The 20,953-nt window shown below is 42.0% G+C and carries 20 protein-coding genes; 15 read left to right on the top strand and 5 right to left on the bottom strand.

The features are described 5' to 3' along the window. Positions 1-84: 84 nt before the first annotated feature. Positions 85-2,070, top strand: coding sequence for an excinuclease ABC subunit UvrB (gene uvrB, locus JVX94_RS17505; RefSeq protein WP_144483642.1), 1,986 nt, complete (start codon positions 85-87; stop codon positions 2,068-2,070). Between the two features lie 7 nt (positions 2,071-2,077). Beyond that, entirely contained in the window at positions 2,078-4,954 is a 2,877-nt protein-coding gene (gene uvrA, locus JVX94_RS17510; RefSeq protein ID WP_095409648.1) for an excinuclease ABC subunit UvrA, read from the top strand. A gap of 31 nt (positions 4,955-4,985) precedes the next feature. Here the strand turns inward: uvrA and JVX94_RS17515 are convergent, their stop codons facing one another. After that, positions 4,986-5,216 (bottom strand): hypothetical protein, encoded by a 231-nt coding sequence (locus JVX94_RS17515; protein ID WP_144472049.1) that lies wholly within the window; start codon positions 5,214-5,216, stop codon positions 4,986-4,988. A gap of 197 nt (positions 5,217-5,413) precedes the next feature. On the opposite strand from JVX94_RS17515, the gene JVX94_RS17520 reads away from it, so the two are divergent. The 5 genes from JVX94_RS17520 (at position 5,414) to JVX94_RS17540 (ending at position 11,389) form a co-directional block, all read left to right on the top strand. Then, positions 5,414-5,749, top strand: a complete 336-nt coding sequence (locus JVX94_RS17520) for a magnetosome magnetite crystal formation protein family (protein ID WP_144483640.1) — start codon at positions 5,414-5,416, stop codon at positions 5,747-5,749. Between the two features lie 11 nt (positions 5,750-5,760). Then, on the top strand, positions 5,761-6,852 hold the full coding sequence (locus JVX94_RS17525) for a DUF4097 family beta strand repeat-containing protein (RefSeq protein WP_144472051.1): 1,092 nt from the start codon (positions 5,761-5,763) through the stop codon (positions 6,850-6,852). Between the two features lie 6 nt (positions 6,853-6,858). Then, on the top strand, positions 6,859-7,053 hold the full coding sequence (locus JVX94_RS17530; protein WP_060698416.1) for a PspC domain-containing protein: 195 nt from the start codon (positions 6,859-6,861) through the stop codon (positions 7,051-7,053). Next, entirely contained in the window at positions 7,054-7,440 is a 387-nt protein-coding gene (locus JVX94_RS17535) for a phage holin family protein (protein WP_095409645.1), read from the top strand. A gap of 94 nt (positions 7,441-7,534) precedes the next feature. After that, positions 7,535-11,389 carry a metallophosphoesterase gene (locus JVX94_RS17540; protein ID WP_205183963.1) on the top strand — a complete coding sequence of 1,285 codons (3,855 nt, stop codon included), beginning with the start codon at positions 7,535-7,537 and terminating at the stop codon, positions 11,387-11,389. 29 nt (positions 11,390-11,418) lie between these two features. Here JVX94_RS17540 and JVX94_RS17545 read toward each other — a convergent pair whose 3' ends face one another. Genes JVX94_RS17545 through nagA form a run of 3 tightly spaced genes read right to left on the bottom strand, consistent with a single transcriptional unit; the run spans position 11,419 to position 14,078 of the window. Next, positions 11,419-12,144, bottom strand: coding sequence for a GntR family transcriptional regulator (locus JVX94_RS17545; protein WP_205183966.1), 726 nt, complete (start codon positions 12,142-12,144; stop codon positions 11,419-11,421). Between the two features lie 18 nt (positions 12,145-12,162). Continuing rightward, a complete protein-coding gene (gene nagB / locus JVX94_RS17550; RefSeq protein WP_095409642.1) occupies positions 12,163-12,888 on the bottom strand; it encodes a glucosamine-6-phosphate deaminase in 726 nt (241 codons plus the stop codon). After that, positions 12,888-14,078 (bottom strand): N-acetylglucosamine-6-phosphate deacetylase, encoded by a 1,191-nt coding sequence (nagA, locus tag JVX94_RS17555; protein ID WP_205183969.1) that lies wholly within the window; start codon positions 14,076-14,078, stop codon positions 12,888-12,890. Before nagA ends, nagB begins: the two co-directional genes overlap by 1 nt. A 177-nt stretch (positions 14,079-14,255) precedes the next feature. Between nagA and hprK the strand changes: the two genes are divergently transcribed. The 8 genes from hprK (at position 14,256) to JVX94_RS17595 (ending at position 20,059) form a co-directional block, all read left to right on the top strand. Then, positions 14,256-15,188, top strand: a complete 933-nt coding sequence (gene hprK / locus JVX94_RS17560; RefSeq protein ID WP_024423572.1) for an HPr(Ser) kinase/phosphatase — start codon at positions 14,256-14,258, stop codon at positions 15,186-15,188. A gap of 11 nt (positions 15,189-15,199) precedes the next feature. Beyond that, entirely contained in the window at positions 15,200-16,024 is an 825-nt protein-coding gene (gene lgt / locus JVX94_RS17565) for a prolipoprotein diacylglyceryl transferase (RefSeq protein WP_095409640.1), read from the top strand. A 19-nt stretch (positions 16,025-16,043) separates the two neighbouring features. Beyond that, a complete protein-coding gene (locus tag JVX94_RS17570) occupies positions 16,044-16,988 on the top strand; it encodes a nucleoside recognition domain-containing protein (protein ID WP_144472059.1) in 945 nt (314 codons plus the stop codon). Next, complete coding sequence (gene ppaX, locus JVX94_RS17575) at positions 16,985-17,635, top strand: pyrophosphatase PpaX (protein WP_024423569.1); 651 nt, start codon at positions 16,985-16,987, stop codon at positions 17,633-17,635. Before JVX94_RS17570 ends, ppaX begins: the two co-directional genes overlap by 4 nt. A 1-nt stretch (position 17,636) precedes the next feature. After that, complete coding sequence (locus JVX94_RS17580) at positions 17,637-18,155, top strand: acyltransferase (RefSeq protein WP_056765708.1); 519 nt, start codon at positions 17,637-17,639, stop codon at positions 18,153-18,155. A 69-nt stretch (positions 18,156-18,224) separates the two neighbouring features. Further along, positions 18,225-18,653: an Rrf2 family transcriptional regulator gene (locus tag JVX94_RS17585; protein ID WP_024423567.1), complete on the top strand. Its 429-nt coding sequence runs from the start codon at positions 18,225-18,227 to the stop codon at positions 18,651-18,653. 87 nt (positions 18,654-18,740) lie between these two features. After that, positions 18,741-19,382, top strand: coding sequence for an NAD(P)-dependent oxidoreductase (locus JVX94_RS17590; RefSeq protein WP_024423566.1), 642 nt, complete (start codon positions 18,741-18,743; stop codon positions 19,380-19,382). A 44-nt stretch (positions 19,383-19,426) separates the two neighbouring features. Next, on the top strand, positions 19,427-20,059 hold the full coding sequence (locus JVX94_RS17595; protein ID WP_144472061.1) for a DsbA family protein: 633 nt from the start codon (positions 19,427-19,429) through the stop codon (positions 20,057-20,059). A 40-nt stretch (positions 20,060-20,099) separates the two neighbouring features. Here JVX94_RS17595 and JVX94_RS17600 read toward each other — a convergent pair whose 3' ends face one another. Continuing rightward, positions 20,100-20,888 (bottom strand): C39 family peptidase, encoded by a 789-nt coding sequence (locus tag JVX94_RS17600; protein WP_144472063.1) that lies wholly within the window; start codon positions 20,886-20,888, stop codon positions 20,100-20,102. Positions 20,889-20,953 lie beyond the last annotated feature (65 nt).

Genomic DNA, 20,953 nt, shown 5'->3' on the forward strand with positions numbered 1-20,953 from the left:
AGCCGAACTTTAGTTCGTATTTTTGTGTTCTTTTATGATAATATATTCATTAGATAGATTTCGTAACGAAACGGAGGCTTTGATGTGAGTGACCGCTTTGAATTAGTTTCTAACTATCAGCCCCAAGGAGATCAGCCAAAGGCAATTGAAAAGCTTGTTGAGGGGATCCATCAGGGGAAACAGCATCAAACGCTGTTAGGTGCTACAGGTACGGGAAAGACCTTTACTGTCTCCAACCTGATCAAAGAAGTGAACAAACCGACACTTGTCATTGCGCATAATAAGACACTTGCCGGTCAGTTATACAGCGAATTCAAGGAATTTTTTCCGAATAACGCTGTTGAATATTTTGTAAGTTACTATGATTATTATCAGCCAGAGGCATATGTGCCTCAGACCGATACATTTATTGAGAAGGATGCCAGTATCAATGATGAAATTGATAAGCTGAGACACTCGGCTACGTCCTCGTTATTTGAGAGAAGAGATGTCATCATCATTGCCAGTGTGTCCTGTATTTATGGCTTAGGTTCGCCAGAGGAATATAGAGAGCTTGTGCTGTCTTTGCGTACTGAAATGGAGATTGAACGCAATCAGCTTCTTCGTAAGCTGGTGGATATTCAGTATTCTCGTAATGATATAGATTTTCAGCGCGGAACCTTCCGAGTCCGAGGAGACGTCGTTGAGATTTTTCCTGCTTCACGAGATGAGCATTGTATCAGAGTGGAGTTTTTCGGTGATGAAATTGAACGTATTCGTGAAGTGGATGCGCTGACTGGAGAAATACTTGGTGATCGTGATCATGTGGCGATTTTCCCAGCATCTCACTTCGTCACAAGAGAAGAAAAAATGGAAAAAGCAATTATAAATATTGAACAAGAGCTTGAAGAACAGCTCGAAAAGCTTCGTGAGAATGGAAAATTGCTTGAAGCGCAGCGCCTTGAGCAGCGGACAAGATATGACCTTGAGATGATGAGAGAGATGGGCTTTTGTTCAGGAATCGAGAACTATTCAAGACATCTGACTTTGCGTCCGCCTGGTTCAACACCTTACACACTGCTTGATTATTTCCCAGATGATTTTATGATTGTTGTCGATGAATCGCATGTGACGATTCCGCAAATCCGCGCCATGTACAACGGTGACCAAGCAAGAAAGCAAGTGTTGGTTGATCACGGATTCCGCCTGCCATCAGCACTTGATAACAGACCGCTCACCTTTAATGAGTTTGAAAAGCATATCAACCATATTGTGCATGTATCAGCAACGCCTGGCCCGTACGAGCTTGAGAAAACGCCAGAGGTCGTGGAGCAAATTATCCGCCCAACAGGTTTACTTGATCCAATCATTGAAGTGCGTCCGATTGAAGGACAAATTGATGACTTAATTGGAGAAATTCATGCACGAGTTGAGAAAAATGAGCGTGTGCTCGTGACCACGCTGACGAAGAAAATGTCTGAGGATCTCACAGATTACTTAAAAGAAATCGGAATCAAGGTGAATTACCTGCATTCAGAGATTAAGACCCTTGAGCGGATTGAGATTATCCGTGATCTGCGTCTCGGTAAATATGATGTGCTTGTTGGAATCAACCTTCTTCGTGAAGGACTGGATATTCCAGAAGTGTCGCTCGTGGCCATTTTAGATGCGGATAAAGAAGGCTTTTTGCGCTCTGAAAGATCCCTCATCCAGACGATAGGCCGTGCAGCGAGAAATGCAGAAGGCCGGGTCATTATGTATGCAGACAATATGACGAAATCGATGGACATTGCGATTCAAGAAACGAAACGAAGACGAGAACAGCAAGAAGCATATAACGAGAAATTCGGGATTACTCCGCAAACGATCCATAAGAAAATTCGAGATGTCATTAAGGCAACAAAGATACATGAGGATTCAGAAGAATACGAAACAAAAGCAGCACCAAAGCTTTCGAAAATGAGCAAAAAAGAACGAGAAAAAGTGATCGAAAAAGTCGAGATGGAAATGAAAGATGCAGCAAAAGCGCTTGATTTTGAAAAAGCAGCAGAATTAAGAGATCTATTGCTAGAGCTAAAAGCGGAAGGATGATTGCCTGATGGCTATGGAACGAATAGAGGTGAAAGGTGCTAGAGCCCACAACCTTAAAAATATTGATGTCAATATCCCGCGTGACCAGCTAGTGGTCATTACGGGATTATCTGGTTCAGGAAAATCGTCGCTTGCCTTTGATACCATTTATGCAGAAGGTCAGCGCAGGTACGTTGAATCTCTTTCAGCGTATGCACGCCAATTTCTTGGACAAATGGATAAACCGGATGTAGATGCCATTGAAGGTCTTTCTCCGGCGATTAGTATTGACCAGAAAACGACGAGCCGAAACCCTAGATCAACAGTTGGTACTGTCACTGAAATTTATGATTACTTGCGTCTTTTGTATGCTCGAGTCGGAAAACCTATTTGTCCTATACATGGGATTGAAATTACGTCACAAACGATTGAGCAGATGACAGATCGTATTTTAGAGTATCCTGAAAGAACGAAATTGCAAGTGCTTGCGCCAGTTGTATCCGGCCGCAAAGGAACACATGTGAAAGTACTTGATCAAATTCGGAAGCAGGGCTATGTGCGAGTGAGAGTCGATGGAGAGATGGAAGACCTTTCAGAAGATATCGAGCTTGAAAAGAACAAGAAGCATTCCATTGAAGTGGTCATTGATCGAATTGTGGTCAAAGAAGGCGTTGCTGCTCGTTTGTCTGACTCTCTTGAAACTGCGCTTCGGTTAGGCGAAGGCCGGGTGATGATTGATGTGATTGGACAAGAAGAGCTGTTATTCAGTGAACATCATGCTTGTCCGCACTGCGGATTCTCTATCGGTGAGCTTGAGCCGAGAATGTTTTCATTTAATAGCCCTTTTGGTGCCTGTCCGAGCTGTGATGGGCTTGGTTCTAAACTGGAAGTCGACCCTGAGCTTGTCATTCCTAATAAGGAGCTGACTTTACGGCAGCATGCCATTGCACCATGGGAGCCGCAAAGCTCGCAATACTATCCGCAGCTTCTTGAAGCTGTATGTACACATTATGGTATCGACATGGACATTCCGGTAAAAGATATCCCATCGCATTTATTTGATAAAATTTTATATGGAAGCGGATCTGAACGGATTTATTTTAAATATGAAAATGATTTTGGTCAGGTACGTGAAAATGAAATTGAGTTTGAAGGCGTTCTTCGTAATATTGAACGGCGTTATAAGGAAACAAGCTCAGATTATATTCGTGAGCAAATGGAAAAATATATGGCCAATCAGCCATGTCCAACATGTAAAGGGTATCGTCTGAAAAAAGAAACGCTGGCGGTTCTCATCAATGGCAAGCATATCGGGGAAATCACCGATTTGTCTGTCTCTGATGCCCTTGATTTCTATGAAAAAATCGAGTTGTCTGAGAAAGATATGCAGATTGCCCAGCTCATTTTACGTGAAATCAAAGAGCGTTTGTCCTTCTTAAATAATGTGGGATTAGATTATCTGAATTTGAGCCGGTCGGCTGGCACACTATCAGGCGGAGAAGCGCAGCGGATTCGCCTGGCGACTCAAATCGGGTCAAGGCTGACAGGTGTTCTTTATATATTAGATGAACCATCCATTGGTCTGCATCAGCGCGATAATGACCGGTTGATCGGGACGTTGAAAAACATGCGCGACATCGGAAACACACTGATTGTCGTGGAGCATGATGAAGATACGATGCTAGCCGCTGATTATTTAATAGATATTGGACCTGGAGCAGGAGTTCATGGTGGAGAAGTGATTTCAGCTGGAACGCCAGAAGAAGTCATGAAGGACCCGAAATCCTTAACAGGACAATATTTATCTGGTGAGAAATTTATCCCGCTGCCAATTGAAAGAAGAAAACCAGACGGCCGCTATATTGAGATAAAAGGTGCAAAAGAAAACAACTTGAAAAACGTGAATGCGAAGTTTCCTCTGGGCGTCTTTACAGCTGTGACCGGCGTATCCGGCTCAGGGAAAAGTACGCTTGTGAATGAAATTCTATTAAAATCACTTTCACAAAAATTGCACAGAGCGAAGGCGAAGCCAGGACAGCACAAAGAAATCAAAGGAATGGATCATTTGGATAAGGTCATTGATATTGATCAATCTCCAATTGGCCGTACACCAAGATCCAATCCTGCCACGTATACAGGTGTCTTTGATGATGTGCGGGATGTGTTTGCACAGACCAACGAAGCAAAGGTACGAGGCTACAAAAAAGGCAGGTTCAGTTTTAACGTCAAAGGCGGCCGCTGTGAGGCTTGCCGCGGGGATGGCATCATTAAAATTGAAATGCACTTTTTGCCAGATGTGTATGTACCTTGTGAAGTGTGCCACGGGAAACGTTATAACCGTGAAACACTCGAGGTCACATATAAAGGGAAAAACATTGCTGATGTGCTTGAAATGACTGTGGAGGACGCACTCCAATTTTTCGAGAATATCCCGAAAATTAAGCGGAAGCTTCAAACGATTTATGATGTTGGGCTAGGGTATATTACACTTGGACAGCCTGCAACGACATTGTCCGGAGGAGAGGCGCAGCGCGTGAAATTGGCATCTGAGCTTCACCGCCGTTCGAACGGAAGGTCTCTTTATATTTTGGACGAGCCGACAACAGGACTGCATGTGGATGATATTGCCCGTTTATTAAAAGTGCTTCAGCGTTTGGTTGAAAACGGAGATACAGTGTTGGTCATTGAGCACAACCTTGATATTATCAAGGCTGCTGATTATCTTGTTGATCTCGGACCAGAAGGCGGTGCAGGCGGCGGAACGATCATTGCCTCTGGCACTCCTGAGCACATTGCCAAAGAAGAAGCATCTTACACAGGAAAATACTTGAAGCCTATTTTAGAGCGTGACCGTAAGCGCATGAAACAGTTGGTTAAAGAAACGGAAAGTGTGACTTCTTCATAAAGAAAACCCCTCAATATGAGGGGTTTTTCTTTTATTGCACATCTTCCTTCGGCATTAAATTAGTGAGGTGCGTTAAATCCTTTAAAATATGGGTGCTGCTGCTGTCGAGCAATACCTTTAAATAACGGATATCACCATACTTTGGATGAGACGGATGAATGGTCTCAAGCTCCTTGATCATATCGCTGTTCATGCTTTTCTGTTTCTGTATAAGGTCTAAAAGCGTTTGAGCCGTTTGTTTTGAATTATGATGATCTGTCAAAATAATTACCCCCTATATTGATAATCACCATCTTTTCAACATATTTTAAAGGGTAATCTGTGAAGAATCTACTCTTAGGTGCAAAAAGAAATAATTTGTGTCTAAGGTCATATGTAAATCGAATGATTTTGAAACTTTTTATACGCAATAAACGTATGAGTTAGAAAGGAATTTTCGTTATAAAGGAGCGAATATATATGAATAGAGATCAGTCGATTATTGCTTCTATTTGTTACTTTAGTGTATTTTTTATGCCGTTTATCGTACCGATCGTGGCGTTTTTTGTAGTAGATCAAAAGGAAACGAAGCGGCACGCGATGCGGGCATTATGGTCACATCTTTTGCCGGTCGCGGCGTGCATTCTGTTGGTTTTTGGGTCTATCCCATTTTTATTGGCGACACAAGCAGGCGACTCACTTATGCCAGTCATGACGGTGTTCATCTTGTCTTTTTTAGTAGTCATTGGCTTTTTGATCTCTGTCATTTGGAATATCATTCAAGGTATTAAAGTACTTCAATCCATCAAATCTTAGGAGGGCTTTGTATGAATGAAAAAGAACGAATTTTAAAATTAGTAGAAGACGGGATATTGTCAGCAAAAGAAGCAATTACGCTTTTAGAAAAACTAGAAGAAGGTCAGTCAGTCTCATTAGAAAAGTCTACAGCTGAGCACACCTTTCATGAAGAAAAAGCTGGAGCAGAGAGCAAAGGAAATGGCACCGAAAACCTTGGGGCAAAGCTGTTTGGCTGGTTAGATTCTGCGGTGAAAAAGGTAAAAGACGTGGATCTTGATTTGAACTTTGGACAGTCAGTTGATGTTGAGCATATTTTTCAGTTCAAGGACGCATCGCTTTCTCATTTAGATATTCAATTGGCGAACGGCAGCCTCAACGTGATGCCTTGGGACGATCGAGATATTCGAGCTGAGTGTCATGCGAAAATCTACCGTGCAGAGGATGGAGAGCAGGCAAGACAGCAATTTCTCAATCAATTGGACTGCGGGCTTGAAGGAGATAAATTTTTTATTCGAACTGAAAAAAAGACGATGAAAGTCAATGTTACTTTATACGTACCGCGTATCCAATACGATAAGATCAAGATCAAGCTGTTTAATGGGCCGATTCGCGGGGAAAAGCTAAAGACAAAAGAACTTGCCGCGAAAACGACAAATGGGGTTGTTTCTTTTGCCTCCTTACAGGCTGAAAAAGTCGGAATTGAAACAGCAAACGGACAAATTAAACTGGCAGATCACGAGTGTGGTATGATTGAAGTAGAAACCATCAATGGGCTCATAGACCTGCGCGGGAAAAGTGAATCAATTGATGCCCAAAGCTTTAACGGAAATATTGCTGTTCAGCTGTCAGATGAAAAGTGCCGTTCCATCTATGCGAAAACGACAACAGGCAGTGTGGACGTTCAAATCCCGCGTGCTTGTGCAGTAACTGCTGAGCTGAAAAGCAATCTCGGGTCTATCTCTCACGATTTACTTGATGCAGAGATGATTAAAGAGAAAAATGAAACATTACAAAAAGAGAAAATGATCAAAGCCAATCAACAAGCGGTGCACAGTATATCCATTTTTGCAGAAACAAAAACAGGCTCAATACAAGTAAAGCACCAATCAGACAAGGAGTGATTCTACATGAAGAAGCTTTATCGTTCAGCAACAGATAAAAAAATAGCGGGTGTTGTTGGTGGACTTGCGGAATACTTAAGCGTGGATGCATCCCTGCTTCGCATTTTAACCGTCATCATCGGATTTTTGACAGCATTTATGCCGATCTTCCTGATCTACTTCATCTGGTATTTTGTTGTTCCGGAAGAAGGCACTAACTAAATGTTTAGATGGATCATCAGTATTTTAGTAAATGCATTACTTTTAATCGTCATTGCTGGATATTTTGATTCGGGCATTCTGCCTGGGCTCGGTAGCGTGTATATTGAAGGGTTCGGCGCAGCCATTGTGGCAAGTATCATTTTGTCCTTGCTCAATATTTTAGTGAAGCCGTTTTTGATCATTTTAACGCTTCCAGTGACCGTCCTTTCACTTGGATTGTTCTTATTTGTCATTAATGCCATTACACTCATGATGACATCGAGCTTTATGGGGGATAGCTTTAACATTGATGGGTTCGGAACGGCCATTTGGATGGCTGTCATTTTATCCATTTTCCATCTGTTGATACAAAAAGGAATTGTAGAGCCGTTAGCGAAAAAAAGCTAACGGTTTTTTTGTGCAAATTTGTATCGTTTCTCCTTTCCATCTGACATAAAAACCACCTTCAGGAGACACAATATCCGAAGGGAGGCGGTGCAAGATGGTGAACGTGAGCAGACAAATTATGCTTTTATGTTTTTTTATCATTCTTTTTTGTTTCAGTCAGCCTGCTTCAGCAGGGCCTTTTCTTCAAACAGAAGTGAATGTACCAGACAAGCCTTTTTCTCCTTTTATCTTTGATCAATTTCATGTGGACGTCCGCCCGGTTCAAGGAAAAAGCCATGATCTTCAGTTTCGTGCGTCCATTAGTGACCAAGAACAGATTTTGTCTGCGAACTTGTACTATAAACAAAGTGATGAACTGGGATACCGCTTGATTCCAATGGAACGGCTGCCAGGAATGAAACCAGAATTTACAGCGAAAATTCCACCAGATCAATTATGGAATCCAACCGTTCGTTACTATACAGAGTTCCTTACACAAAAATCAGTGATCAAAACGGCTGAGAAATCGGTTCATTTAAATGGATTTGAAGAGGATCTTTCACATATTCCGGACTTATTCATCACAGAAATTGTCGTCAATTCAAAAAACCGAAAAGGCAAAGATGCTTTTGAGTTTATCGAAGTGTATAACACGACACATGCGCCTATCTCTCTTAAACATTATCAGCTCCGCTATCGCAATCCTGCTCATGGTATCGAAATGGATGATGTATATTCCTTCCACACAAATCCAGTCACCATTTCACCTGGAAAACCTTATGTTTTCTGGCTGAGAAAAAAAGGGCAGGAGCATTTAACTGCAGCGGACTTTAATGCCATGTACAAAAGCCAATTAAAAGAGGGCGAGCATTTGTCCATTATCGAGAGCAAAGGGCTGTCCAACTCTAAATCTCGTCTTGTTTCGATCACAACAAATATAGGTGAAGAAATTTCTTCTGCCGCATTTCGCTTGAAGCCATCATGGTTTAGCGAGCATAAATCCTTGCTGTTTAAGTATCCAATGGATGGTACGACGCAGATGAAGCTGATCTCGAAAATCGAGGAAGAACCCACTCCAGGTAAAGTGCTAAAAGCACAAATTCCATCTGAGAAAAAGGAAATTTCTCAAGATATCCATAAACCTGTGATTGAAGATATGACAGTGAGGAAGCCAGTGAAACCAACTGAAAGCGTAGAGATTAAAGCAGATGTCCAAGATGATCAGGACGTGAAAACCGTCAAGCTGCGCTATCGAACGAATCGAAAAGATACGTTCAAGGAAATCCTGCTGCAAAAAGACCATAATGACCGGTTATTTCATCATATTATTTATTCACCTGAGTTGATTGGGAAGGAACAATTGGAATATCAGCTTGAAGCGTCAGACGGCGAAAATGAAGCCAAGACGTTGAAAAAGACGATTGATGTGGAGCAGATCAGCAAAGCCCACGGTCTCCGATTCAATGTAGAAGAGGGAGATACGGTTTCAGGGTTATTTTCATTAAAGGCAACGTCTGATCAGAAAAAAAGCATCGAATTGAGGATAGATGGAAAACGGAATCAGCAAGTATCCTCTGCCCTTGAAGCAGATCCATATATCGCATTTGATGTCAAAGGAACAAATTTATATTTTAAAAATGGTGTGTCTATAGGTAAGCGTTTACTTTCTGTTTTTGATGATTCGACAAAAGTGTATCGTACCTATACAATGCCAATACCCGAAGAAGAGATAAAAAAGGCAGGTCTTCAAACAATCTCTTTCCACGCTGGCACGAAGTCTTCTCCGATGGACCGGCTTCCTGGAGAGAATCATGATGATTTTGAATTGAAAAATGTCAGGATGATCTTATCGAATGGAACACAAATCCCGCCAATCAATGCGAAGCCGCAAAAAGAATGGAGAATGGGAGACGGCGGGAATGCCAAAAAGGTGAGAACGTTTCAATTTGAGATTCCAAAAGAGGCTTATGTCTCAACCTATCTAAAGTGGGACACAAAAAGGCTGAAAGAAGGGCCGCACGTGATTGAGGCCAAAACCTCAGACGAGCATGCTTCAGTACGTGTGAAAGTTGATAATACTGGGCCGAGAATCAAAACCAACGTACAAGCAAAGGATCAATATAAAGGCGCCTTTACATTAAAAGCAAAAGTAACGGATCGTTGGAGTGACATTGAGGAGTTGAAGGCATATGTAGATGGCAAACCAGTTTCTTTACCATATCAGACATCCTCTAGTGAATTAAAGCCAGGGAAGCACACGTTGACAATCAAAGCAAAAGACGCTGCCGGGAACGTATCGACGTTGAAAAAAGAGTTCAAGACGGTACATGAGCATCCTGAAACACCAGAACGGGTGGCAGATAAGACGAAAATGAAATCATCAAAGCAAACTGTGCTAACAAAGGATCCAACGAATGATAAGTTAGATTACTCTTTTTATCGTGCCTATCAATATACATCGCTGCATCCTTCAATGAAGATTTTTAAGTATGCAGCAGAGACAGAACCGCCAAAGAGTTATCTCCAAAAAGGAGAAATGATTTTTTCTGATCAAGAAAGGAACCGCATTGCATTTGTTGATGGGAAGGCAGTTGAAACGAAGGATTTACAGCGTTTTCCTTATCACCGTTTTCAAATTAAGGTTCATCATGATGTACGTGAAAAGGATGTCGTCGAAGCTGTATGGAAAGGGAGTTCACTGTCAGGGAGAAAGGTGACAATGTACGCATGGAATCACCAGCAGGAAAAGTGGGATAAAGTTACTCATCACTTTGCCAAGGATACAAAGGAATTTTACCTGAAAGGGCTGCTGTCAGTGAGACAGTACATGAAGAATCAAACGTTTGATTTGCTAGTACAGGATGAAATCAGCAAATCGCAAAAGCCATATAAGATGGTATGGATGTCTGACACTCAATATTATGCAAGGAGTTATCCTCATATCTTTAAACAAATGGTCGAATGGATCAGAGATCAGAGGGAAAAATTAAACATTCAATATGTGTTCCATACAGGCGATATTGTGGATGATTCAAAGGATAAGCAATGGCAGCGTGCTGATACATTTATGCGTGTATTAGATGAGAATCACATTCCCTATGGTGTTTTAGCAGGAAATCATGATGTTAGACACAAGGACGGTTTATATGCGGAATACGGGAAATATTTCGGGGAAAAACGCTTTGCTGATAAGCCTTACTATGGTGAATCCTATCGAAACAATAAAGGTCATTATGATCTCATCTCTGCCGGCGGCAATGATTATATGATGGTGTACATGGGCTGGGGAATTAAGCAAGATGAAATTGATTGGTTAAACCGTGTAATTTCTGAGCATCCAGATCGTATCGTCATTTTAAATTTCCATGAGTATTTGTTAGTGAGCGGCAACCGAAGCCCGATTGGCGACCTCATCTTCCACCAAGTGGTGAAACGCCATCCTAATATTGTGGCAGTATTTAGCGGTCATTACCACGGAGCAAGCAGGAAAGTAGATGAGCTTGATGATGACCATGATGGGAAAGTAGACAGGAAAGTATACCAAATACTTGCCGATTATCAGTCAGGACCTGAAGGTGGTCAAGGGTTTATGAGGGTAATAACAGCTGATCAAGAAAAAAATCAGCTTCATTTTACGACATACTCACCTTACTTGAATCAAGAGCATTTTTATGATCCTAAAACGTATGGAGATAAGGATGAATTTTCAATCGATGTGGATTTGACACCGAAAATGAAATCTGTCAAAACCAATTATTTTGAACTCAATGTGTATACGAATGTTCTTCTAGGAGAGGCGCGAGGCATAAAAAGCGGCAAAAAAGCGAGCTTTGAGTGGAAAGGCTTAAAGCCAAATGAAGATTATTATTGGTACACTGTAGCAAAAGATCGTTTTCAAGGAAAAGCCATCTCACCTATATGGAAAATTCATACAAAAGATGATGGTGAAACAAAATTTCTTAGGAAATAAAAAACAGTGCTCCGTGTCAGGGGCACTGTTTATCTTTCCATTGTATGAATGAGCTTGTAACGATCCCCTCTATAAACAGAAACGACATACTCAAATGGAATGTCTTGTTGAAAAAAAGTCGTTCTTGTTATCGACAGCACAGGATCGCCTGCTGAAATAGACAGCAAGTTTGCTTCTTCCTTTGTTGCAACATTGGCTTCAAGTTCCTGTTTTGCATGAGCAATGACATGGCCAGTGTGAGTTTCTATATATTCATATAAAGAGCCAGTTAAATGTTTCTTTGTTAAATCTCCGGCAAATCTTTCAGGTATATAGCTCGTTTCAATCGCCATTGGTTCATCATTTGCAAGGCGTATCCGTTTGAGCTCAAATACAGCATCACTATTTGACAGATGTAAGACTGGCAGCAAGTGCTCTGGACATGCAGTTTTTTTAAAGTCAATCAGCTGGCTTGATGCTTTGAGTCCACGCTGGCGCATATCCTCTGAAAAGCTTGTTAAGCCTTGAAGCGGCTGTTCAAATTTTTTTCGGCTTACAAAGGTGCCTTTTCCTTTTTGTCGATACAAATATCCTTCGTTCACAAGATTCGATAAGGCTTGTCTGACAGTCATTCGGCTAATACCAAAGCGTTCGGCATATTCTCTTTCAGAAGGAATGAGTGTATCAGGTGCTAATGTTCCATCCTCAATCTGTTTTTTCAGGTTCTCCATAATCTGATGGTACATCGGAATAGGTGACTGCTTATCAATAAACATGTGAAAATCCTCTCGTTTTTAGCGTAGTGATCCAGCTTCTCGATCAATCAAAACCGTTACATCTTCATGAAGTTTCAGTGCTGATGCTGGAAAGTCTGGATGAATCTCTGCCTGTTCTAAATATTGTATCACTTTCGCTTTTGATTTTCCTGAAGCAAGAAGGAGAATCTTTTTACTTGAAAGAATGCTCGCAATTCCCATCGTGATGGCATGTGTAGGTACCTCATCGATAGACGAAAAGTATCTAGCATTGGCCTGTCTTGTGTTTTCGTCTAACTGCACGACATGAGTCTTTGAGTTGAAAGGGGTACCAGGTTCGTTAAAACCAATATGTCCATTTTGACCGATTCCAAGGAGCTGAAGATCGATGCCGCCTACATCCTCAATGAGCTGGTCATATCTTAAGCATTCCTTTTCTAAATGAGCTGCATTGCCATCTGGAAGAAAATACTGATCGTGAGGGAGATCAATATGATCAAATAAATGACGTTTCATGTAGGTCATATAACTATTTTCGTGTTCTGGATCAAGTCCTGCATATTCATCTAAATTGATTGTTTTTGTTTGCTTGAAAGACAATTGACGCGCTTGATGAAGTTGAATTAACTCTTTGTAAGTATCAATAGGTGTACCGCCTGTTGCTAGGCCGAGTACGGCATCGGGTTTAGCAGCTATTGTACTTGCAATAATGGCAGCTGCTTCTTTTCCTAATTGATCTTTGCTTTCAAATTCGATGATGTTCATTAGTGGTTGGCCTCCTTTTTTTCAAAGACGATTTGTCCACGGCAGATCGTCATCATCAGTTCACCAGATTCATCCCAAATCACCAAATCTGCCAGTTTTCCAACTTCGATGGAACCGAGCTGTTGATCAAGTCCCAGCTGAGCGGCCGCATTGGTTGAGGTCATCTTCGCAATCTCTGTCCAATCACAATCGGTGAGCTGTTTCATCCGTTTGACGCCATCTTTCATTCGTAAAATCGATCCTGCAAGTGTACCATTGTCCAGCAATGCTTTTTCGCCGCTGACTGTGACCGTCTGACCACCGAATTCGTACGTTCCATTCCCGAGCCCTTTTGCACGCATCGAGTCTGTAATCATGATTAAACGATCACTTCCTTTCGCCAAAAACGCAAGCTTGATGGAAAGAGGATGGGAGTGAATCCCATCTGTGATCAGCTCAGTATAAAGGTTCTCGTTCGTAAGAGCAGCACCTACAGCGTTCGGTTCACGGTGCTGAAACGAACTTATTGCGTTATAAAGATGCGTTACATGGCGTGCACCATGCTTAGCTGCTAAATTTATCATGTCATGATGGGCATTCGTATGTCCAATAGAAGGGATCATGTTCTTTTCTTGTAATAGAGAAAGAAATGCAAAATCTGTGTCTTCCTCAGGCGCAAACGTGACAATTCGAATGAGCTGATCAGAAGCATCCAGCCATTTTTTAAAAAGTGGGATGTCCGGCTGTTTAATCCATTGAACAGGCTGTGCCCCTGCCTTATCTTTAGAAATAAATGGACCTTCGAGATGGATTCCTATACATTGTGCCTGACTTCCTGCTTGTGCTTCATTACTTTGTTTCCACTGAGCGACATTTTTAAGTGCCTGCTCAATCTCATGATGGTTTTGTGTGATGGTTGTCGCTAAAAAACTTGTCGTTCCTTCTGACGGTAAGTTGTCAGCGAGTGTATTCATCGCTTCTGCCGTCGCATCCATCATGTCTGCACCATATCCTCCATGGATGTGAATATCAATCATTCCGGGGAGTAAATAAAAGTTTTCCCGGGAAATATATACTTTTTCATAATTTCCTGTCGGTGGTGATGTTGAAATATAGTCAATCTTGCCATCGCGTAAACCGACAAAACCGTTTTCAATGATCTTTGATTTTGTCACAATATGAATATTGGAGAGCAATAAAGAACCGCTCATGTTTGAGCCCCCTTATTCGTTATCTATGCTTTCAGTTTACTCTTTTTAAGTATAGTTGTCTATACCAGTTAGGGCGGTGAAACAGGAACAGGATAAAATACTGTTTTGGGTTCATCATTGAAAGTGATAAAATAGAGCTGTATTTCTGAATCGCCTGTGATAAAAGGAGGAAGAAGCGTGCCGAAAGTTCGTACGAAGGACATAATGGAACAATTTCATCTTGAACTGGTAAGTGGGGAAGAAGGGATTAATCGTCCCATTACAATCAGTGATCTTTCCAGACCAGGTATTGAAATGGCTGGTTATTTTACATATTACCCAAAAGAAAGAGTTCAACTTTTAGGGAAAACAGAGCTTTCTTTTTTTGAACAGCTCCCAGAACGCGAACGAAAGCAGAGAATGATGTCTCTTTGTACAGATATTACCCCTGCTATTATTTTGTCACGAGATCGTGATGTCCCGAAGGAATTAATCGAAGCATCAAATGAAAATGGCGTGCCCGTTTTACGATCTAGCCTAAAAACGACAAGACTTTCGAGTCGATTGACCAACTTTTTAGAAAGTAAGCTTGCACCAACGACTGCCATTCATGGTGTGCTCGTAGATGTATATGGTGTAGGTGTGTTGTTAATTGGGAAAAGCGGAGTAGGAAAAAGTGAAACAGCCTTAGAATTAGTGAAGAGGGGACATCGGCTGGTCGCAGACGATTGCGTGGAAATCCGTCAAGAGGATCAGGATACGTTAGTCGGGAGCGCACCAGAGCTGATTGAACATCTTTTAGAAATCCGCGGGTTAGGCATTATTAATGTGATGACCTTATTTGGAGCAGGCGCTGTCAGAAGCTATAAGAGAATTACGATTGTAATGAACCTTGAGCTTTGGGAACAAGGCAAACAGTATGATCGTTTAGGACTTGAAGAAGAGAAAATGCGAATCATCGATACAGATGTGCCGAAGCTGACGATCCCTGTGCGGCCAGGTCGAAACTTAGCGGTCATCATTGAGGTGGCTGCGATGAACTTCAGGCTGAAACGTATGGGACATAATGCAGCAGAACAATTTACAAGTAAACTTGCCGATGTCATTGAAGACAATGGCCAGGATGAATAGGAGTTGACTATATGAACGAAGCAATTCAGCCAATTGATCCGATCGCTTTTCAGCTCGGACCTATTTCGGTTCATTGGTATGGTGTGATTATTGGGGTCGGGGCCTTGCTTGGACTTTGGCTCGCACTGAGAGAATGTGAAAAAAGAGGAATCAATAAAGATACGTTTATTGACTTAATCTTATTTGCCATTCCAATAGCGATTATTTGTGCCCGAATTTATTATGTATCCTTCGAATGGGATTACTATCAGCAGCACCCAAACGAAATCATTAAAATTTGGAATGGTGGAATTGCGATTCATGGCGGGCTGATCGGTGCCGTGCTGACAGCCATCGTTTTTACAAAAGTGAGAAAGGTATCCTTTTGGAAAATAGCTGACGTCGCAGCACCTAGTATTTTACTAGGGCAGGCAATTGGACGCTGGGGGAACTTTATTAACCAAGAAGCGCATGGTGAGGCGGTTTCAAGAACCTTTTTAGAAAATTTGCATCTGCCTGAGTTTATCATTAACCAAATGTATATTGATGGTACCTATTATCATCCGACGTTCTTATACGAATCATTATGGAATCTTGTTGGTGTTGTCATCTTGATTTTATTACGCAGAACTTCGCTGCGCAGAGGCGAAATCTTCTTGTCTTATTTAATTTGGTATTCAATCGGCCGTTTCTTCATTGAAGGGATGAGAACAGACAGCTTAATGCTGACAGAGCACCTTCGAATCGCACAGATGATTTCGATTGCGATATTCGCAGTGGCTGTTCTACTGATTTTCTTTAGAAGAATGAAAGGATACGCATCAATACCGTATAAAGAGAACAACTCATCGAATTAAGCAGGGGGGATCAGAAGAGATGGGAGAGACATGGAAAAACGGCTTGAAAGCAGGGCTGTCGACAACCTGGACACTTGGCAAAGTCATCTTTCCAGTGACCATTCTCGTCAGTATCTTGCAGCATACGCCTGTCATGGATTGGATCATCCAATTCATTCGGCCATTTATGGGGTTGTTTGGTCTTTCGGGAGAAGCGGCTATTCCGCTTGTATTAGGAAATATGCTGAACTTGTATGCGGGGATTGCAGCCATTTTGACATTAGAGCTTCCTGTGAAGGAAGTGTTTATTTTGGCAGTGATGCTGTCCTTTTGCCATAACCTAATCATCGAATCGACAGTGGCAGCAAAGGTTGGACTGAGAGTGTCTGTGATTTTGCTGGTCAGAATCAGTCTTGCTGTTATTTCGGCTATTGTCATTCATCTCGTTTGGCAGGGAGGCGAGGAGCCGGCGCAATATGGACTGCTGACGGCAGCTCAGGCGGCTGATGTGCCTTCTAGCTGGTACATGATCGTCCTGCTTGCTTTACAAAAGGCTGTACTCGGTGTGCTCCAGCTCGCCTGTATCGTCATCCCGCTCATGATCATCATTCAATTCATGAGAGATTTAGGCTGGCTTCATACACTGTCTAAGTGGCTGTCACCTTTTACTAGAATGCTTGGGATGAAAGAAAATACGTCTATGACAATGGTGGCTGGATTAACGATTGGTCTGGCGTACGGAGCTGGCGTGATGATGAAGGCAGTGGAAGAGGACGGTGTGAGTAAAAAGGACTTAACTCTTGCCTTTATTTTCCTCGTTGCCTGCCATGCGGTGGTTGAAGATACGCTGATTTTTATTCCACTTGGTATTCCAGTATGGCCGCTTCTTGTCATCCGTCTGATTTCTGCAATTTTATTGACAGCTGCTATTAGCTATATTTGGCGGAAGCGGGAACTTGCAGCTGTTAGAAAGGAAGCCATATGAACGAATCGACGATCAACACGGTGCTATTTGATTTAGATGGCACATTAATCAATACAAATGAATTAATTATTGCTTCATTTCAGCATACGCTGGATCATTATTACCCTGGTCAGTACAGCCGTGAGGATATTCTTCATTTCATTGGTCCGTCCTTATTTGATACATTCTCTGCGATGGACCCTGATTTGACGGATGATATGATTCAGATGTACCGCACGTTTAATCATAAGCAGCATGATCTGCTTGTGACTGAATATGAGACCGTTATCGACACATTGAAAGTCCTGCAGGATCGAGGATTTAAGCTCGGTATTGTCACAACGAAGATACGGGATACTGTTTTAATGGGATTGAAGCTGACCGGTTTAGAGCCGTTCTTTGAGGTCATTGTGACGCTTGATGATGTACAAAATGAGAAGCCGCATCCGGAGCCTGTTCAATTGGCATTATCAAAGCTTGGCAGTGATCCGCATGAAGCGGTGATGGTCGGTGATAATTATCACGACATTTTGTCTGGTCAAGCGGCAGGGACAAAAACGGCAGGTGTTGCTTGGTCTATTAAGGGAGAAGAGGCTCTTTTAAAGCATCGCCCTGATTTCATGCTGAAGAAAATGAGTGATCTCCTGGCGATTGTTGGAGCTGATTAAGTTGAGAAAAACAGATCGTTATCCTGTAAAAGGGGTCAATTCGCTGCGGCAAGTCTATCGGACAGTTCCTTTTTTCAAAGTGGTGAAAAACTTCATTTTTATTCAAATGGCAAGGTACACGCCTTTTATGGGAATGAAAAATTGGATATATCGAACCTTTCTTCGTATGAAGGTCGGCGAGGATACGGCGTTTGCCTTAATGGTGATGGTTGATCTTATGTTTCCTGAGAAAATCACTGTCGGTCGGAATAGTGTGATCGGCTATAACACGACCATCCTGTCCCATGAGTATTTGATTAAAGAGTACAGACTTGGGGAAGTCTATATTGGTGATGAAGTCTTAATTGGAGCTAATTCAACTATTTTACCTGGGGTGACCATTGGGGATGGAGCGATCGTATCGGCTGGTACACTTGTTCATAAGGATGTGCCAGCAGGCTCATTTGTTGGAGGAAATCCAATGCGCATGATTTATACGAAAGAAGAAATGGAAGCACGTCAATCTATGTCTGCTGAGTAGCTCGGCAGACTTTTTTGTTGACAATGTGACATGGTGTAACTATAATGATTACAACAGAGGTGAGAAAACATGAAAATCAGCAGCAGATTTACTGTCGCTGTCCATATTCTGGCCTTGCTATCACTTGAAAAAGGATCATTACAGACATCGGAGGATATCGCGGGAAGCGTGAATACAAACCCAGTGGTCATTCGCCGCATTATGAGTAAATTAAAAAAAGCAGGCCTAATCTCAACGAGTCTTGGCAAAGGTGGTTCTCAGCTGAACCGCAGTGAAGACGACATCACACTGCTCGATGTGTATAAAGCGGTTGAAGTCGTGGATGAGGGGGAATTGTTTCAAATTCATGAAAGCCCAAATCCTGACTGTCCGATCGGTGCAAATATTCAAGCGGTGCTTGAATTAATTTTATGCCGCGCTCAAAGTGCGATGGAGCAAGTACTTGCTGAGATCAAATTAAGTGAACTAACGCATGTGCTAATCAAAAAAATTGGATGATCTATTCAATTTTTTTTACCTCTGTTGTAACCATAATAGTTACACCTTTCTTTATCAACATAAAACCATATTGCAGGAGGAGTTAACATGAAAATTGGAATTATTGGCGCAACAGGTAAAGCAGGACAAGAAATTGTGAAAGAGGCTCAATCAAGAGGACATGAAGTAACGGCGATCGTCCGAGATGCACAAAAGGTGACAGATTCATCACTAGCTGTTCTTGAGAAGGATGTGTTTCACTTGCAAGCAGAAGACATCAAAGGCTTTGATGTGATTGTAAATGCATTTGGCGCACCTGCTGGAAAAGAGCATCTTCATGTAGAAGCTGGGAAAAAGCTGATCGATATTTTAAAAGAGGCACCTGAGACTCGTTTGATCGTTGTGGGCGGAGCAGGAAGTCTATTTGTAGATGAGGCGAAAACAACAAGACTAGTGGACACACCAGAGTTTCCTAAAGAATTTGTTGCTACGGCTTCACAGCAAGGAGAAAATCTAAAAGATCTTCAACAGACAGAGGGATTAAAATGGACCTTCCTCAGCCCAGCTGCATTCTTTAATCCAGCTGGCAAACGTACAGGTTCTTACGTGAAAGGGAAAGACCATCTGATTGTCAATTCTAAAGGTGACAGCTATGTGAGCTATGCTGACTACGCCATTGCACTGGTTGATGAAGTGGAGCAGGCAGCCCATGTTGGAGAACGTTTTACCGTCGTATCTGAAGCTGAATAAGCCGTTTCATGGCTACTTAAAAATGATAATGGGGAGTCTAACGTATGAATGAGCAAGAATTGTCTTTCATCTATATATGGGATGCGTATTGTGGCTGGTGTTATGGATTTTCAAACAGTATCCGCACTTTCCATGAAAATCATCCGGAGATATCACTCACACTTGTGTCGGGCGGTTTATTTGTAGGGGAAAGAAGTCTTCCAATAAAGAATTATCCACACATTCCAGAAGCAAATCAGCGAATTAGTCAGCTGACTGGTGTCGAGTTTGGAGAACGTTATCAGGAGCTGTTAGCAAATGGAACGTTTCTTTTAGACTCTGAGGCTGCGGCCATTGGTTTTTCTGCATTAAGATCCATCGCACCTGAGCGCGCATTGTACTTGGCTTCATCAATGCAAAAGGCTTTTTATCAAGACGGAAAAAGCCTGAGTGATGAAGAAACGTATCGGGAGATCGCTTTGGCGCATCAACTTGATCCTGACGCAGTCATTGAACGCATGAAAACAAAAGAAGCGATCAATGATGCGTATGCCGACTTTGCGAAGGTTCATCAACTTCATGTGAACGGTTATCCTACACTTTTATTAAAAAGAGGGGATGAATACTTCAGCCTGGGTGGAGGTGCGATGACAGCTGAAAAGCTGGAAAACCGCCTGAAGGAATTACTAGAAAAATGAAGCATTAAAAACAACCTCTATGTGAATAGAGGTTGTTTTTTTACGCTTTAATGATAATCGCCTGACTGCCCATCTGTTCCCAAGAATCTTCAAACTGATCACGGTCGACCTTTTGATTCTTTTCTCCGTACGGATTATTCAAGTAGACATGCTCCTTGTCATAGCCTGTGATGACCACGCTGTGCACATTAAAGCTTACATTTATTTTGCCATTTGGGGTATTCCAAGTCTCGATGTTATCTGTTTTGTCAAAGGTGGATGTCGTAATCACCCAGACAGGATAGCCCTTTTCAAGTGATTGATAGATGGCTTTTTTGACAGGCTTTCCGGTTAAGTCGACAACTTGATCGCCCGCGTATTTTTTCGCAAGCTGATAGATAGGTTCATGGTAAACACCAAGACCGGGCCCATTCTCCATATCGCCTACAAACCCGTCATGAGGGTCTCCTTTTAAGCCATTTTCATAATTGAGCGGAACGCGTTTGATTTCATTTGCCAATGCGTTTTTCGTTACTTGCTCATAGCCGCTGTAATGAAGCAGCATCGCTAAGCTCGTGACTTCGCATCCGTTATAAAGCCTTGGCGCATCCATTTGATTGTAGAGAATGACGTCCATGGCTTTTTTGCTTCCTTTTAATGAATGATGTGTGGTTTCTGCTTTTTTCGTTGAACGAGTTTCTTCAGCCGCAAGTGCTGTATCGTTTTCTTTTGCTGCTTTTTGCGGCGAAGCTGTTTTCTTGACTTGATCGATTTGTGAAACGTATATAAAGCCGAAATAAACAAGACATGCGCACAACAAAGTTAAGATTAATGTCTGGATGAACTTCACTGTTAATCTCCTGTGTTATTCAATATTTTTAAGTATTATAGCACGTTCCTTCATCGAACATACAG

The sequence above is a fragment of the Bacillus sp. PDNC022 genome (assembly GCF_016919285.1).
Taxonomy (GTDB): Bacteria; Bacillota; Bacilli; order Bacillales; family Bacillaceae; genus Bacillus; species Bacillus safensis.

Excerpts from the sequence above, each read along its gene's own strand:
- uvrA (WP_095409648.1), top strand. The coding sequence starts at position 2,078 with ATGGCTATGGAACGAATAGAGGTGAAAGGTGCTAGAGCCCACAACCTT.
- JVX94_RS17520 (WP_144483640.1), top strand. The coding sequence starts at position 5,414 with ATGAATAGAGATCAGTCGATTATTGCTTCTATTTGTTACTTTAGTGTA.
- JVX94_RS17525 (WP_144472051.1), top strand. The coding sequence starts at position 5,761 with ATGAATGAAAAAGAACGAATTTTAAAATTAGTAGAAGACGGGATATTG.
- JVX94_RS17530 (WP_060698416.1), top strand. The coding sequence starts at position 6,859 with ATGAAGAAGCTTTATCGTTCAGCAACAGATAAAAAAATAGCGGGTGTT.
- JVX94_RS17535 (WP_095409645.1), top strand. The coding sequence starts at position 7,054 with ATGTTTAGATGGATCATCAGTATTTTAGTAAATGCATTACTTTTAATC.
- JVX94_RS17540 (WP_205183963.1), top strand. The coding sequence starts at position 7,535 with ATGGTGAACGTGAGCAGACAAATTATGCTTTTATGTTTTTTTATCATT.
- JVX94_RS17545 (WP_205183966.1), bottom strand. The coding sequence starts at position 12,144 with ATGTTTATTGATAAGCAGTCACCTATTCCGATGTACCATCAGATTATG.
- nagB (WP_095409642.1), bottom strand. The coding sequence starts at position 12,888 with ATGAACATCATCGAATTTGAAAGCAAAGATCAATTAGGAAAAGAAGCA.
- nagA (WP_205183969.1), bottom strand. The coding sequence starts at position 14,078 with ATGAGCGGTTCTTTATTGCTCTCCAATATTCATATTGTGACAAAATCA.
- lgt (WP_095409640.1), top strand. The coding sequence starts at position 15,200 with ATGAACGAAGCAATTCAGCCAATTGATCCGATCGCTTTTCAGCTCGGA.
- JVX94_RS17570 (WP_144472059.1), top strand. The coding sequence starts at position 16,044 with ATGGGAGAGACATGGAAAAACGGCTTGAAAGCAGGGCTGTCGACAACC.
- ppaX (WP_024423569.1), top strand. The coding sequence starts at position 16,985 with ATGAACGAATCGACGATCAACACGGTGCTATTTGATTTAGATGGCACA.
- JVX94_RS17585 (WP_024423567.1), top strand. The coding sequence starts at position 18,225 with ATGAAAATCAGCAGCAGATTTACTGTCGCTGTCCATATTCTGGCCTTG.
- JVX94_RS17590 (WP_024423566.1), top strand. The coding sequence starts at position 18,741 with ATGAAAATTGGAATTATTGGCGCAACAGGTAAAGCAGGACAAGAAATT.
- JVX94_RS17595 (WP_144472061.1), top strand. The coding sequence starts at position 19,427 with ATGAATGAGCAAGAATTGTCTTTCATCTATATATGGGATGCGTATTGT.